13 protein-coding genes are annotated in these 14,411 nt (G+C 61.2%); 5 read left to right on the forward strand and 8 right to left on the reverse strand.

All coding sequences use genetic code 11. The features are described from left to right. Positions 1-29 precede the first annotated feature (29 nt). The 3 genes from MKleb_RS07180 to MKleb_RS07190 are packed head-to-tail and all read left to right on the forward strand — an operon-like array spanning position 30 to position 2,105. Complete coding sequence (locus MKleb_RS07180; RefSeq protein WP_004100025.1) at positions 30-671, forward strand: amino acid ABC transporter permease; 642 nt, start codon at positions 30-32, stop codon at positions 669-671. A 14-nt stretch (positions 672-685) separates the two neighbouring features. Continuing rightward, positions 686-1,351: an amino acid ABC transporter permease gene (locus MKleb_RS07185; protein ID WP_025107058.1), complete on the forward strand. Its 666-nt coding sequence runs from the start codon at positions 686-688 to the stop codon at positions 1,349-1,351. Next, positions 1,344-2,105, forward strand: a complete 762-nt coding sequence (locus MKleb_RS07190) for an amino acid ABC transporter ATP-binding protein (protein WP_014228328.1) — start codon at positions 1,344-1,346, stop codon at positions 2,103-2,105. The genes MKleb_RS07185 and MKleb_RS07190 overlap by 8 nt, the downstream gene beginning before the upstream one ends. Before the next feature lie 668 nt (positions 2,106-2,773). Here MKleb_RS07190 and MKleb_RS07195 read toward each other — a convergent pair. Next, positions 2,774-3,538 carry an SDR family NAD(P)-dependent oxidoreductase gene (locus tag MKleb_RS07195; RefSeq protein ID WP_025107057.1) on the reverse strand — a complete coding sequence of 255 codons (765 nt, stop codon included), beginning with the start codon at positions 3,536-3,538 and terminating at the stop codon, positions 2,774-2,776. 182 nt (positions 3,539-3,720) lie between these two features. Between MKleb_RS07195 and MKleb_RS07200 the strand changes: the two genes are divergently transcribed. Continuing rightward, a complete protein-coding gene (locus MKleb_RS07200; protein WP_025107056.1) occupies positions 3,721-5,058 on the forward strand; it encodes an aspartate aminotransferase family protein in 1,338 nt (445 codons plus the stop codon). Between the two features lie 108 nt (positions 5,059-5,166). Here MKleb_RS07200 and MKleb_RS07205 read toward each other — a convergent pair whose 3' ends face one another. The 5 genes from MKleb_RS07205 to MKleb_RS07225 form a co-directional block, all read right to left on the reverse strand. Continuing rightward, positions 5,167-5,871: an ABC transporter ATP-binding protein gene (locus MKleb_RS07205; protein WP_217076547.1), complete on the reverse strand. Its 705-nt coding sequence runs from the start codon at positions 5,869-5,871 to the stop codon at positions 5,167-5,169. Further along, positions 5,858-6,694 (reverse strand): ABC transporter ATP-binding protein, encoded by an 837-nt coding sequence (locus MKleb_RS07210; protein ID WP_025107054.1) that lies wholly within the window; start codon positions 6,692-6,694, stop codon positions 5,858-5,860. The genes MKleb_RS07205 and MKleb_RS07210 overlap by 14 nt, the downstream gene beginning before the upstream one ends. After that, positions 6,687-7,520 carry an ABC transporter permease gene (locus MKleb_RS07215; protein WP_025107053.1) on the reverse strand — a complete coding sequence of 278 codons (834 nt, stop codon included), beginning with the start codon at positions 7,518-7,520 and terminating at the stop codon, positions 6,687-6,689. Before MKleb_RS07215 ends, MKleb_RS07210 begins: the two co-directional genes overlap by 8 nt. Next, on the reverse strand, positions 7,520-8,569 hold the full coding sequence (locus MKleb_RS07220; protein WP_025107052.1) for an ABC transporter permease: 1,050 nt from the start codon (positions 8,567-8,569) through the stop codon (positions 7,520-7,522). The genes MKleb_RS07215 and MKleb_RS07220 overlap by 1 nt, the downstream gene beginning before the upstream one ends. Positions 8,570-8,733: 164 nt before the next feature. After that, the gene (locus MKleb_RS07225; RefSeq protein ID WP_025107051.1) at positions 8,734-10,302 is read right to left on the reverse strand and encodes an ABC transporter substrate-binding protein; all 1,569 of its coding nucleotides are present in this window, start codon (positions 10,300-10,302) and stop codon (positions 8,734-8,736) included. A gap of 209 nt (positions 10,303-10,511) precedes the next feature. Between MKleb_RS07225 and MKleb_RS07230 the strand changes: the two genes are divergently transcribed. Continuing rightward, positions 10,512-11,207, forward strand: coding sequence for a GNAT family N-acetyltransferase (locus MKleb_RS07230; protein WP_014228336.1), 696 nt, complete (start codon positions 10,512-10,514; stop codon positions 11,205-11,207). Positions 11,208-11,259: 52 nt separating this feature from the next. Here MKleb_RS07230 and betA read toward each other — a convergent pair whose 3' ends face one another. Together betA and betB are read right to left on the reverse strand one after the other, a co-directional pair. Further along, complete coding sequence (betA, locus tag MKleb_RS07235) at positions 11,260-12,924, reverse strand: choline dehydrogenase (RefSeq protein ID WP_025107050.1); 1,665 nt, start codon at positions 12,922-12,924, stop codon at positions 11,260-11,262. Between the two features lie 14 nt (positions 12,925-12,938). Next, positions 12,939-14,411, reverse strand: a complete 1,473-nt coding sequence (gene betB / locus MKleb_RS07240) for a betaine-aldehyde dehydrogenase (protein ID WP_025107049.1) — start codon at positions 14,409-14,411, stop codon at positions 12,939-12,941.

A 14,411-nucleotide genomic window follows, 5' to 3' on the forward strand; every position in this document is an offset into this window, starting at 1 on the left:
CCGCCGCCCGTTGAGTGAAGGAGGGCTTCATGGATGCAATTTCCTGGCAGTTACTGATTGAAGGCGCATGGACGACCCTCTGGATTTCGGCCATCGCCATTGCCTTTGGGGTGGTGATTGGCCTGCTAATTGCGCTGGTGCGCATGCTGCGCATTCCGGTTATCGATCAGCTGCTGGTGGTCTATATCAGCCTCGCCCGCGCGACGCCGCTGGTCACGCTGGTGCTGTTCCTGTTTCTTTCTCTGCCGACCGTCGGGATTAACCTCGACAAAAACGTCGCAGCGATAGTGGCGCTGACGCTCAATACCTCGGCCTTTAACGCCGAAATATGGCGCAACGCCTTTCGCACTTTTCCCCGCGAACAGCGGGAAGCGGCGGAGTCGGTCGGGATGCGCCGCTGGGCCTACTTCCGCTACATCATGCTGCCGCAGATGTGGATTGAAAGCCTGCCCGCGCTGGTTAACGAGATGTCGTTCCTGATTAAGGGCAGTCCGGCCATTGCGGTGATTGGCGTGGTGGATTTGACGCGCGTCACCAACCGGATTTCTTCGGTCACCTATGAACCGCTTTCGCCGATTCTGGCGGCGGGTCTGCTGTACGTGGTGATTATTGGCCTGCTGCTGAAACTGCAGGGAATGGCCGAGCGTAAAGCGAAGCGTCTGGCACGATAAATACGGGAGGTGCTATGAATCAGTGGGCCGTTATCTGGTCGGTGCGCGACAGCTTTATTGCCGGTTTACTCGCCACCCTTGAGCTTTTTATTACCGCGGCAATTGCTGGATTAATTATCGGCGTTGTCCTGTGCTATTTAAGCGAATATCAAAAGAAAACCCTTAACCGGCTTATTATTGCCTTTGTCAGCTTAATGCGGGCGATTCCCTTTTTGATCCTCGCCTATTTGCTCTATTACGGGCTGCCGCAAGTGGGTATTAGTATGGAGCCCTGGACCGCCGGCTTAATTGCCTTAATTATCTACCACGGCGCCTATTTCTTTGAGATTTTGCGCAGCCAGCGGCGGGTATTTTCCGGTGGCTATATCGAGGCGGCGGTCGCGCAGGGGTTTTCGCGCTACAAAATATTCCGCCGCATTATTCTGCCCAATATTCTCTCTTCCGCGCTCCCGCTGATGGGGAACCAGCTGATTATCTGCCTGAAAGATACCGCTTTCCTCAGCATTATCACCGTCCAGGAGATAACCGCCGCGGCTAACAGCGTGCAGGCCACCTATTTTATCCCGTTTAACGCTTTTATCGTCGCGATTGGGCTCTACTGGGCGATCAGCATCCTGGTGGAGCTGCTGATTAAACGCCTGAGCGCCTGGGGAGTCAGAAGAGGAATGAGTCATGTCTGATACTACTGCTGTAAGCGTCAAAAACGTCTCTAAACAGTTTGATAACGTGGAAGTTCTGCGTGATATCAACCTGACGGTAGAAAAGGGGACCGTGGTGAGCATTCTCGGCTCGTCGGGGTCGGGTAAATCGACGCTGCTGCGCTGCATGAACTGGCTGGAACAGCCGGATCGCGGCGAGATCCGCATCAGCGGCCAGCGGCTGGGGATTGATGAGCATAATGGCCGCGCGATGTCCCATCGCCAGCTGTCGAAAATCCGCGAGCGGGTTGGCATGGTGTTTCAGAGCTTTAACCTGTGGCCGCACCTGACGGTGCAGCAGAACGTCAGCGAAGCGCTGCTGCACGTGAAGGGGATGAAGCGTGATGAAGCGAAAGCTATCGCCATGCAGCAGCTGGAGAAAGTGGGGATGGCGCATAAAGCCGACGTTTACCCGATTACGCTCTCCGGTGGACAGAAGCAGCGGGTGGCGATTGCCCGTTCGCTGGCGATGTCGCCGGAGGTGATTCTGTTTGATGAGCCGACGTCGGCGCTGGACCCCGAGCTGGTCAACGAGGTGCTGGGGGTAATGAAGGCGCTGGCCGCCGAGGGCTACACGATGGTGGTGGTGACCCACGAGATGGATTTTGCGCGCCAGGTCTCGGATGAGGTGGTGTTTCTAGAGAAGGGGTTGTTGATTGAGAAAGCGCCGCCGGAGAAGTTTTTCACCAACCCGGATTCCGAGCGCGTTAGGCAGTTTTTGCAGAGTAGTCGGTAAGCATCAGCGGCCGTTCTCCCCGGTCGCGCTGCGCTTACCGGGGCTACGGGTCTCCAGCCGTCAGCGGGGAGTAGCCCGGGTAAGGCGTTTACGCCGCGACCCGGGATCTCCGGGCTCGGTGCATGAGGGAGGCAGATCGAGTAGCCCGGACAGGCGCGTCAAGCGCCGCCTCCGGGACGGTGTTCATGCAGGGGCGGTAGCCCGGGTAAGGCGTTTACGCCGCGACCCGGGATTTCCGGGCTCGGTGTTGGAGGGTGGCAGATTGGGTAGCCCGGACAGGCGCGATAAGCGCCGCCTCCGGGACGCTGTTGAGGGGTTCCGTTCACCGCTATTTCGCAGAAAATGTCTCACCGTGGTAGGTGAACGGGTAAAGGGGGAGAAAACCGTCTCCCCCTTTACAATCCCCGCGGTCCCGCAAAGAAATCGGTGCTGCGCACTGCGCTCACCTCCCGGTCCTCAGCCCGAGGTCGGCTCAACTCGACATCACTGTCTCGATTCGCCTCTGTCCGCCATCCCTGGCGGCCAGCCCTTGTCTTCGGTCCTCCGGTTCGCCGATTTCAGCGGGGGCCAGGGCATCGCTGCATAACACGTTGTTTCAGAGACATATCCGTAGCTGCATGAAACATTCCCGGAGGCGGCGCTTACGCGCCTCTCCGCTCTACCAAACCTTAATCCCGATCGATGGCGAACGGCTGCCAGGCCTGACGCACCGGCATCACCTCGACCCGGTTGATATTCATATGGTCCGGCAGCGTAGCGATGTAGAACATCTGTTCGGCAATATCCCGCGCGCTCAGCGGCGTGGTACCGCGATACAGGTTGTCCGACGCCGCCTGGTCGCCTTTGGTGCGCACCAGGGTAAATTCCGTTTCGGCAATGCCCGGTGCGAGATCGGTCACACGCACCCCGGTCCCGAGCAGATCGCAGCGCAGGTTATAGCTGAACTGCTTCACGAAAGCCTTACTGGCGCCGTAGACGTGGCTGCCGGGATAGGGCCACTGCCCGGCGATAGAGCCGATATTGATGATGCTCGCGCCCGCGCCGTGGTTAATCAGCGTCGGCAGCAGCGCGTGGGTCACGTTGACCAGCCCGGTGACGTTGGTGTCGATCATCGTTTTCCAGTCGTCCAGATCCACTTTCTGCGCGGGCTGCGGCGACAGCGCCAGCCCGGCGTTGTTAATCAGCGTCGTGATATCGGCGAAGCCCGCGGGCAGCGCCGCTACGGCCGCGGCCACCGCATCGCTATCGCGTACGTCGAGTTCGATAATGTGCACCGGCACCTGCGAGGCGAGCTTATCCTGTAACGTCTTCAGCCGCGTAAAACGGCGTCCGCTCAGCACCAGCGACCAGCCCGCATCGGCGAAGACCTGCGCCGCTGCTTCCCCAAATCCCGAGGTCGCCCCGGTAATAAACACCACTTTGCTCGTTGCCATTTCATTCTCCTGTGCAGGTTGTCGCTCCCACTATAAAAACCGCGCGCGCGCGGGCACAGGGCCAGTCGGCGCGCGGCGATGTGACACGGTGTCACATCATTTTCGCCTGACTGGCTCTATCCGTTTCTCCCCCGCACGGCCAATGATGAGGCCAACAACAACGACATGAGAGAGGGCAGGGTATGAAGCTGGCACTACAGAACGAGGTAGCGATAAGCAATGATGAAGTTCGGCAGCTGGATCGCGCTTATGTGTTTCATTCATGGTCGATGCAGGGCAATTTACATCCGCTGGTGATCGCCGGGGCAAAAGGCTGCGAGCTGTGGGATTACGAAGGCAATACTTACCTGGATTTCAGCAGCCAGCTGGTCAACGTCAACATTGGCTATCAGCATCCTCGCGTGCTGGCGGCGATGAAAGCCCAGCTGGAAGAGCTGGTGACCATCGCGCCCGCCACCGCCAACCTCGCCCGCGGCGAAGCGGCGAAGCGGATTGTCGAGCTGGTGCCGGAAGGCTTTAGCAAAGTGTTCTTCACCAACGCCGGCGCCGACGCCAACGAGAACGCCATCCGTATGGCGCGGCTCTATACCGGGCGCGATAAAGTGTTCTCCGCCTATCGCTCCTATCACGGCAATACCGGCAGCGCGATTGCCGCCACCGGCGACTGGCGCCGCGTGCCGAATGAGTATTCACGCGGTCACGTGCACTTCTTTAATCCCTATCTCTACCGCAGCGAATTTAACGCCACGACGGAAGAGGAGGAGTGCCAGCGCGCGCTGGCCCATCTGCGGCGGATGATCGAGTGCGAAGGCCCGAACGCGATAGCCGCGATTCTGCTGGAGTCGATTCCTGGCACCGCCGGGATTCTTGTCCCGCCGGAGGGCTATATGCAGGGCGTGCGGGCGCTGGCCGACGAGTTTGGCATTGTGCTGATCCTCGATGAAGTGATGGCCGGTTTTGGTCGTACCGGGAGCTGGTTCGCCTTCGAGCAGGATGGCGTGGTGCCGGATCTGGTGACTTTCGCCAAAGGGGTTAACGCCGGCTACGTCCCGGCCGGCGGCGTGCTGATTAGCGAGCCAATCGCCCGCTACTTTGATGACCATTTCTTTGCCGGGGGGCTGACCTATTCCGGCCATCCGCTGGCGATGGCGGCGATTGTCGCCACCATTGACGCGATGAAGGAAGAGAAGGTGGTGGAGAACGCGGCGACCATCGGCAACGAAGTGCTGCGTCCGGGGCTGGAAGCGCTGGCGGAGAAGCACGCGATTATCGGCAACGTACGCGGCCGCGGTCTGTTCCAGGCGCTGGAGCTGGTCAGCAGCCGCGAGCGGAAAACTCCTCTGACCGCTGCCGATATGGCGGCCATTAAAGGCGCGTTAACCGAAGCCGGCCTGCTGGCGTTTGTGGTGGAGAACCGCATTCACGTGGTGCCGCCGTGCACCATCAGCGCCGAACAGGTGGCAAAAGGGCTGGCGATTTTTGATGCGGTATTCGCCCGCTTCGCGAGCCTGGCGAAATAAGGGGATGATTTCCCGGGTCGCGGCGTATATGCCTTACCCGGGCGACCTTCTCGCAGATGGCGGCGAACCCGTAGCCCCGCTAAGCGTAGCGCGAGCGGGGGCGGGTTTTCAGCCTATCCGATGTTCGCCGTTCACCAGCGCTTCGCGGTCAAAGAAGCGCTGAATCACGCCCTCCGCCATAAACGCCGCGCGGTCCGACATATGGGCAATCACATCGGCATCGTGGCTGACCAGCAGATAGGTCATTCCGTGCTCCTGCTTTAGCCGATTGAGCAGATTCAGTATTTCCGCCTGCACCGACATATCCAGCGCCGACGTTGGCTCATCCAGCAGCAGAATCTTTGGCCGCAGCAGCAGCGCGCGAGCAATCGCCACCCGCTGGCGCTGGCCGCCGGAAAGCTGGTGCGGATAGCGGCGCGCGGCGTCGGCAGGCAGCCCCACCTCTTGCAGGGCGGTGGACACCCGATGTTCGATCTCGCCGATAGCGTGAATTTTCAGCGGCTCCGCCAGCTTGCGCCATAGCGTATGATTGGGATGCAGCGAGGCGTACGGGTCCTGAAACACCATCTGTACGTTGCGCCGCAGCTCGCCCTGAAAACGCAGGCCCGGCGTAATGGCCTTATCGAACAGTTCAACGCGGCCGCGCCAGTCCCGCTGCAGCCCGGCTAATACCCGGAGAATCGTTGATTTTCCGCAGCCGGATGCGCCGATCAGGCTGAACGTTTCTCCCGCGTCAACGGCAAAGCTGGCGGCGGACACCGCGGTTTTTTCGCCAAAAATAACCTGTAAATCCTTGAGATTAACGACCGCCATGCGCCGCCTCCGTCAAGTTCAGGGTTCGGTCGAGGGTCGGCAGCATCTGACCGTAAGTTTGCGCGGCCGGGCGACAGGTCCAGAGCGTACGGGTGTAGGGATGCGTCGCCGTCGGCAGATCTCGCGCCGCCATCTCATCGACCTTTTCCCCTTGATACAGGACCAGCACCCGCTGGCAGTGCTCGGCCACCAGCGGCAGGTCGTGGCTAATCAACAGCATCGCCATCCGCCGCTGTTCGCTCTGCTCTACCAGCAGTTCGAGGATCTGATTGCGCAGCCGGGCATCGAGGGCTGAAGTGGGCTCATCGGCGATCAGCACCTGCGGATTATTGAGCAGCGCAAGGGCAATCATCACCCGCTGGCCCATCCCCCCGGAGAGTTCGCCTGGATAACGGTTGAGCACCGGTAAATCCAGACCGACGGCGGCAATGGCGGCTTTGACTGCCTCCAGCCGCGCGCGGCGGCTAAGGCGCTGATGCAGAGTTAATGCCTCTTCCAGCTGCGCCTGAATGCTTTTTACCGGATTGAGCGCGTAGCGCGGGTCCTGCAGCACCATCGCTATATCGTTGCCGCGTAGCTCGCGCCAGCCGCGTTCGCGAAGGGTTAATGCGTCGCGCCCCAGCACGTTGAGCGCCTCGGCGCTGACGACGCCGGGCCGGCGGACCAGCCCCATCAGGGCGCGGGCGGTCATGGATTTACCGGAGCCGGATTCGCCGACCAGCGCCAGCCGCTCGTTGCCGAGCGTGAAGCTTAAATGGTCCACCACTCTGGCGGTGGGATAGTCGATGGTCAGACCCTGAACGATCAGGCGAGTATCAGTCATGTTGCGGCTCCAGAACGTCGCGCAGGCCATCGCCCAGCAGGTTAAACGCCAGGCTGGCGATCAGGATAACGGCGCCAGGGGCGGCGGCGATCCACCACTGGTCGAAAATGACCTGCATGCCGTCGGCGATCATCGCGCCCCATTCCGCCATTGGCGGGCGGGCGCCGAGGCCGAGGAAGCCAAGACCGGCAGCGGCGAGAATAATCCCGGCTAAATCCAGCGCCAGCCGGACGATGGCCGAGGGCAGACAGAGCGGCAGAATATGACCTATCAGCAGACGCCGGCCGCGAATGCCCATCATCTCCGCCGCCGCCAGATAGTCGCTATGGCGCAAGCGCTGAATTTCGCTGCGCGCCTGACGGGCGTAAGCGGGCCAGGTCGTCAGCGCCAGCGCCAGGGCGCCGTTCACCAGGCCCGGGCCGAGCATCGCGACAAACGCGAAGGCCAGAATCAGCCGCGGCATCGACATTACCACGTCGGTAAAACGCATCAGCACGCGTTCCAGCCAGCCGCCGTAATAGCCGGACAGGATCCCCACCAGCAGACCGGCGGGGAGCGTAATCGCCGTCACCAGCGCGACCAGCCCCAGCGCCGGACGGGCGCCGAAAATCAGCCTTGAGAGAAGATCGCGGCCGTAGCTGTCGGTGCCGAGCCAGTGCCGCGGGCCCGGACCCTGCAGCCGCGCGGCGGCGTCCTGCCAGTTCGGGTCGAGCGGAGCCAGCCAGGGCGCAAAGAGCGCAATCAGCAGGAGTAACGTAATGATGATCAGGCCGCAAAAGGCGGCGGGAGAGCGGCGCAGGCGGCGTAAAAACAGATAGCCCGGCATCAGCGTATCCTCGGGTCGGTCAGCCGCACCAGCAGGTCGGTGAGGTGATTAATCAGCACAAAGCTCGCGCCGATCAGCAGCGTACCGCCCATGATAGCCGTGGTATCGCCGGCAAAGAGCGCGGTAGTCAGATAGCGGCCAATTCCCGGCCAGGAGAAGACGGTTTCGGTCAGCACCGCGCCTTCCAGCATGGCGGTCCAGGCGAGGGCGGTCACCGTCAGCAGGGTGCCGCGGATATTGGGCAGGACGTGACGCAGTAGAATCGTCATCTCACCGGCCCCTTTGGCGCGCGCCAGCAGGATGTACTCTTTGTTCATTTCGCTCAGGCAGGCGGAACGGGTCAGGCGAGTGATGCTCGCCAGAGAATAATAGGCCAGCAGCAGCACCGGCAGCAGCAGGTGCCCGGCGGCGTTTTTAACCGCCTCTTTATCACCCGAGAGCCAGGTATCAATGAGCGCAAAGCCGGTGCGCGGTTCGACGGTGTACTGATAGATATCGTCCAGCCGCCCCGGCCCCGGCGTCCACTGCAGTTTGGCGTAAAACAGCGCCAGCATCAGCAGACCGAGCCAGAAGATCGGCACCGAGTTGCCGAGCAGCGTAAAGGTGCGCATCGCCAGATCCCACGGCGAGCCGACGTAGCGGGCGCAGAGAACGCCTGCGATAACGCCCGACAGCGCGCCGATAATCAACGCCAGCGTGGCCAGTTCGAGGGTGGCCGGGAACGCGGCAAGCAGGTCGTGCAGCACCGGCTGGCCGGTTGAGCTGGCGATACCGAGATCGCCGTGGACGAGATTCACCAGATAGCGCCAGAACTGCAGCGGCAACGGCTGGTCGAGGCCGAGCTGGTGACGTACCTGATCATAGGTGGACTGACTGGCGTGGTCGCCGACGATTTGCAGCACCCGATCAACCGGCGACAGCGCCGAGAGCGCAAAGGTCACCAGCAGCAGGCCGAGCAGCGTCAGGGCCAGCGTCAGCAGTCCCTGAAACAGCGCGAGCAGGGGGCGTTTTGCGCGCCGCTCTGCTCGGGGGGGTAACACAGCAGACATGGTTATTCCGTTGGTAAAAAGTACAGTGTTATCAGCTGGCGCGATCTGTTGTTGTAGCCCGGTCAGCGCAGCGCCACCGGGAAAACATAAGGTATCGGGGCCTGCGTTCCCGGAGGCGGCGCGTTGCGCCTGTCCGGGCTACCCGATCGTACCTGCCCCAGGCGTTATTTGGTTACCCGGTCATACCAGACCATATCGGCATTGAGACCCTGCTGATAACCCTTCACGTTATCGCGAACCACAATCTGGGTTTTACCCTGATCGATAAACACGTAAGGCGAACTGCGCTGCAGCGCCTCCTGCATGTTTTTATACAGATCCAGGCGCTTCGCTGCGTCCGGCTCGGCGACTGCCGCCAGGGTCGCTTTATTCAGCTCCGGGATCTGCCAGCCGTTTAGCCCGGCGACGGTACTGGATTTACCGTCGTTGTACGCAAAGGCGCTGGCGTTAGAGTGGGCATCGAAATAGTCAGGGATCCACAGCCGAATCGCCGCCTGATGCTGTTTGGCGCGCACGCGAGCATAGACCTGACTACCCGCGGCCGGCAGCAAATCCACCTTCACGCCGCCCTGGGCGAAGCTCGCCTGCATCGACTGGGCGATGGTGATAAACGGCGGCTTGTTTTCGACGTCGAGGGTGAAATGCGCCTCTTTGATGCCCGCTTTAGCGAGGATATCTTTGGCTTTTTGCGGGTTGAATGTAAATGGGTTATTGTCCAGCGCGCCCGGCAGGCCGACCGGCAGGAAGCTCTGATGGACGAAATATTGCCCCTTCAGCAAATCTTTCGTGATGCCGTTGTAATCTACCAGCCAGCGCGCCGCTTCCCAGAAGGCCGGGTTTTTCAGCAGCGGGTTGGCGCTGTTGCCGGTATTAAAGACCAGATAGTTCTGCTCAGCGGAAGGGATGCTGAGGACCTTGACGCCCGGTTTACCCTGCAGAGCCGCAATCTGGTCGGCGCCGAGATCGCGCGCCACGTCGGCATCACCCTGCTGGATGAGAAGACGACGTGAGGCCGGGTCCGGAACGTTCTTAATAATGATGCTTTTCAGCTTCGGCGCGCCGCCGGGTGCGCTGCTGTTGGCCTCCAGCACGATGGCCTGATGCGGCTGATAGACCCGCATTTTATACGCGCCGCTGCCCGCCGAGTGCATTTTCAGCCAGCCGTTACCGAAGTCGCTATCTTTGGCGTTCGGGGCGACCTGTTTCTCATCGACGATAGAGGCGATCGGCGTTGAGAGAATATTCAGCGCCACCGCCGGGCTGACGTCGGCGGTCCAGCGGAGCTCCAGGGTATGGTCGTCTACCTTCTTCAGCTGGCTGGCGATGTTATCCGGCTGCCAGCCGAGGACGTTAAGAATAAACGCCGGCGATTTGTTCAGGATGACCGCGCGGGTGTACGAGTAAATGACATCTTCCGGGCGCAGCGGGTTACCGGAGGCGAATTTGGCGTCGGGCTTTAGCTTGATGGTCAGGGTTTTCGCCGCCGGATCGGCCTGCCAGCTTTCGGCCAGGATCGGGGTGATTTTTTCAGGGTTATCGCGGTCCGGCTGCACCAGGCGCTGATAAAGGCTCGGTACCGTCTGGATGCTGGAGAGCTCGTTGGCTTCCGCCGGGTCGAGGCTGACGATATCGTCGAGGCCCTGCGCGACCACCAGGGTCCCCGGCGGCGTGGCGGCGTGAACGGCGGCGGATAACGCGGCGAGCACCAGCAGCGGCAGCAGTTTTTTAGTCATATGCGATCCCTGAAAAAAGTTATTGTGATTATTGATGTTTCGCTACGTTAGGCCGCTTAATTACGGGCGTAAAGTCAAAGATCGGCTAAGTTTATGCTTAAAAAGCATAAGCAAGACCAAGGGGTTATGACGATCGATCGTACCGGGCATCTTCCGGCCATTCGCCTTTCTTGATATAACAATTTGATAACACTACGGGAGAGATAAGCGTGCCGGAAATTAATGAATTTGGTCAGCAGGTCAACGATCGCGTGCCAGGGTGGCAGGGCGCGGGACTTCTGCGCCGCACGGCGTTAAATGGCCGTTTTTGCCGGCTGGAGCCGCTGGATACCGAGCGGCACGCGGCGGATCTGTTTGCCGCCTATGCCCTCGGCGACGACAGCGACTGGACCTGGCTTGCCAGCACCTGCCCACAGAGCGTGGAGTCAACGGCGAACTGGATCACCGGTAAGGTTATGGACGACGGGCTGGTGCCGTATGCGGTCATCGATTTGCGCGCCGAGCGGGCCGTCGGGCTGGTCAGCTATATGGCGATTGAGCGGGCGATGGGCACGGTGGAGATAGGGCACGTCACCTGGTCGCGGGCGATGAAAAATACGCCGCTCGGGACCGAGGCGGTGTGGCTGCTGCTGCAAAATGGTTTTGCTCACGGCTATCGTCGGCTGGAGTGGAAGTGCGATTCGATGAATCTCGCCTCCCGCCGCGCCGCCGACCGGCTGGGGTTTACCTGGGAGGGGCGTCTTCGTCAGAGGATGGTGCGCAAAGGACGAACCCGCGATAGCGATATGCTGTCGATTATCGATAGCGAATGGCCCGCGCGCGACGCGGCGCTGCGGGCGTGGCTGGCGCCGGAGAACTTTGATGCTGATGGACGGCAGCTAAAGCGGCTGGAAGATTTTCGCTAGTTTTTCCTCACCCTAACCCTCTCCCGCAGGGAGAGGGTTAGGGTGCTTACTTTTACCGGCGAACCGGCGCGCCGTTCGCCACGTAATACGCCGCGGTGCTCTTCGGCAGCGGCTGACGGCCGCGAATGGCGTCAGCCATTTTTTCGCCAATCATGATGGTGGTCGCGTTAAGGTTGCCGGTAATAATCTGCGGCATAATCGAGGCGTCGACCACGCGCAGGCCTTCCAGCCCGTGAACCCGACCTTCGCCATCCACCACCGCCATCTCGTCGTAGCCCATTTTACAGGTGCCGCACGGATGGAAGGCGGTTTCCGCATGATTGCGCACAAACTCATCCAGCTCGGCATCGCTCCGGCACTCCGCCCCCGGACTGATCTCCCGGCCGCGATAGTTATCCAGCGCCGGCTGATGCATGATTTCGCGGGTAATGCGAATCGCGTCGCGGAACTCCTGCCAGTCCTGTTCGCTGGACATATAGTTAAACAGAATCGCCGGATGTTCGTGCGGGTCGCGCGACTTCAGACGCACGTGGCCGCGGCTTGGGGAGCGCATGGAGCCGACGTGGCACTGGAATCCGTGCTCTTTCACCGCGTTTGAGCCGTTGTAGTTAATCGCGACCGGCAGGAAGTGGTACTGAATATTCGGCCACGCAAAGGCTTCCCGGCTGCGAATAAATCCGCCCGCTTCAAACTGGTTGCTGGCGCCGATGCCGGTCCCGCCGAACAGCCATTCGGCGCCGATTTTCGGCTGGTTCCACCACTGCAGCGCCGGGTAGAGCGACACAGGCTCTTTACATTCGTACTGCAGATACATCTCCAGATGATCCTGCAGGTTCTCGCCGACGCCGGGCAGGGCGTGAACCAGCGGAATATCGAACTGGCGCAACAGTTCCGGGCTGCCGACGCCGGAGCGCTGCAGGATTTGCGGCGAAGCGATGGCGCCCGCGCAGAGCAGCACTTCTTTACTGGCGGTGGCGTTTGACGGCGCCGTGCTGTCGCCCTCCAGCCACTCGACGCCGACGGCGCGTTTGCCGGCAAAAATAATGCGATCGGTCAGCGCATGGGTGCGAATGGTCAGATTGGGTCGCGCGCGCGCCTGGTCGAGATAGCCGCGCGCGGTACTGGCGCGGCGTCCCTGCGGCGTCACGGTACGATCCATGGGGCCAAACCCTTCCTGCTGGTAGCCGTTAAGATCGTCGGTGCGCGGGTAGCCGGCCTGTACGCCGGCTTCAATCATCGCGTGGAACAGCGGATTGTTGCCCTGCTTTGGCGTGGTGACGCTGACCGGGCCGTTGCCGCCGTGGTAGTCGTTGGCGCCAATATCGCGGGTTTCCGCTTTGCGGTAGTAGGGCAGGCAGTCGAGGTAGCTCCAGTGCTCAAGCCCCGGCGCCGAGGCCCAGTTATCGAGATCCATAGCGTTGCCGCGGATATAGCACATGCCGTTGATTAACGAGGACCCGCCGAGGCCCTTACCGCGTCCGCACTCCATGCGGCGATTGTTCATATGCGGTTCAGGCTCGGTCTCGTAGGCCCAGTTATAGCGCCGACCCTGTAGAGGAAAGGCCAGCGCGGCGGGCATCTGGGTGCGGAAGTCGAAACGGTAATCCGGGCCGCCCGCTTCCAGCAGCAGGACGGTGGTCTGGGGATCTTCCGTCAGTCGTGTAGCCAGTACGTTGCCGGCGGAACCGGCACCAATAATAATGTAGTCAAACTGCAAAAATGACCTCCTGGTTAAAATATGGATTGAAACTGACCCATCTCAACCTGGATGGATTTTATCTGGGTGTAGCTGTGCAGCGTCTGCACGCCGTTTTCGCGGCCAATCCCGGAGTGCTTGTAGCCGCCGACCGGCATCTCCGCCGGGGATTCGCCCCAGGTGTTGATCCAGCAGATCCCGGCCTCCAGCCGATGAATCAGGCGATGGGCGCGGTTTAAATCCGGCGTGACGACGCCGGCGGCGAGGCCGTATTCGGTGGCGTTGGCGCGGCGAACCGCTTCTTCCTCATCGTCGTAGCTCAGAATCGACATCACCGGGCCGAAGATCTCTTCGCGGACGATGGTCATCTGGTCATCGCAGTCGGTAAACACCGTCGGGGCGACCCACGCGCCGCGGTCGAAGCCTTCGCCTTTCAGCACCTCGCCGCCGCAGAGCAGGCGCGCGCCTTCTTGCTTGCCGATCGCGATGTAGCGCAGCACGTTATCGCGGTGCGGGAAGCTCACCAGCGGCCCGAAGTTGGTGCTTTCAGCAAACGGATCGCCGGGGCGGATACGCGCCACGCGAGCGAGGATTTTCTCTTCAAACGCCGCCTTCAGGCGCGCCGGAACGAATACCCGGGTGCCGTTGGTGCAGACCTGTCCTGAGCTATAGAAGTTAGCCATCATCGCGATGTCGGCGGCGAGGTCGAGGTTGGCGTCTTCGCAGACGATCAGCGGCGATTTACCGCCCAGCTCCATGGTGACTTCCTTCAGCGAGGAGGCGGCGGAGTTGGCCATCACTTTTTTGCCGCTGGCGACGCCGCCGGTAAAGGAGATTTTGGCGATGTCCGGGTGCTCGGTAAGATACTGGCCGGTTTCGGCGCCGATGCCCGGCAGCACGTTAAATACTCCCGCCGGCAGTCCCGCCTCGCGGTAAATTTCCGCCAGCTTCAGGGCGGTGAGCGGGGTGACTTCACTCGGCTTAAAGATCATCGCGTTACCGGCCGCCAGCGCCGGGGCTGATTTCCACAAGGCGATCTGGATCGGGTAGTTCCAGGCGCCGATCCCGGCGACGACGCCCAGCGGTTCCCGGCGGGTGTAGACGAATGAACTATCGCGCAGCGGGATCTGGCTCCCTTCCAGCGCCGGGATCAGGCCCGCGTAGTACTCCAGCACATCGGCGCCGGTGACGATATCGACGGCGGCGGTTTCGCTCAGCGGTTTGCCGGTATCGAGAGTCTCCAGACGCGCCAGTTCATCGTTGCGATCGCGCAGAATATCGACCGCTTTACGCAGAATGCGCGAACGTTCCATGGCGCTCATCGCCGCCCAGATTTTTTGCCCTTTTTGGGCGCTCTTTACCGCCCGGTCGACGTCTTCGCGGCCGGCGGCCTGGACGGTCGCCAGCACTTCCCCGCTGGCGGGGTTAATCGTCTCGAAGGTTTTACCGCTGGTGGCGGAAACATAACCACCGTCGATGTAAAGCTGCTGTTCGGCCATTCGGGACAT

This window comes from Klebsiella sp. PL-2018 (assembly GCF_019048985.1).
Classification (GTDB): Bacteria; Pseudomonadota; Gammaproteobacteria; order Enterobacterales; family Enterobacteriaceae; genus Klebsiella; species Klebsiella michiganensis.

What these genes read in the sequence shown, in the direction of transcription:
- betB (WP_025107049.1), bottom strand. Translation starts at nt 14,411, where the DNA reads ATGTCCCGAATGGCCGAACAGCAGCTTTACATCGACGGTGGTTATGTT.
- MKleb_RS07210 (WP_025107054.1), bottom strand. Translation starts at nt 6,694, where the DNA reads ATGACTGATACTCGCCTGATCGTTCAGGGTCTGACCATCGACTATCCC.
- MKleb_RS07215 (WP_025107053.1), bottom strand. Translation starts at nt 7,520, where the DNA reads ATGCCGGGCTATCTGTTTTTACGCCGCCTGCGCCGCTCTCCCGCCGCC.
- MKleb_RS07200 (WP_025107056.1), top strand. Translation starts at nt 3,721, where the DNA reads ATGAAGCTGGCACTACAGAACGAGGTAGCGATAAGCAATGATGAAGTT.
- MKleb_RS07180 (WP_004100025.1), top strand. Translation starts at nt 30, where the DNA reads ATGGATGCAATTTCCTGGCAGTTACTGATTGAAGGCGCATGGACGACC.
- MKleb_RS07195 (WP_025107057.1), bottom strand. Translation starts at nt 3,538, where the DNA reads ATGGCAACGAGCAAAGTGGTGTTTATTACCGGGGCGACCTCGGGATTT.
- MKleb_RS07225 (WP_025107051.1), bottom strand. Translation starts at nt 10,302, where the DNA reads ATGACTAAAAAACTGCTGCCGCTGCTGGTGCTCGCCGCGTTATCCGCC.
- MKleb_RS07220 (WP_025107052.1), bottom strand. Translation starts at nt 8,569, where the DNA reads ATGTCTGCTGTGTTACCCCCCCGAGCAGAGCGGCGCGCAAAACGCCCC.
- MKleb_RS07205 (WP_217076547.1), bottom strand. Translation starts at nt 5,871, where the DNA reads ATGGCGGTCGTTAATCTCAAGGATTTACAGGTTATTTTTGGCGAAAAA.
- MKleb_RS07190 (WP_014228328.1), top strand. Translation starts at nt 1,344, where the DNA reads ATGTCTGATACTACTGCTGTAAGCGTCAAAAACGTCTCTAAACAGTTT.
- MKleb_RS07185 (WP_025107058.1), top strand. Translation starts at nt 686, where the DNA reads ATGAATCAGTGGGCCGTTATCTGGTCGGTGCGCGACAGCTTTATTGCC.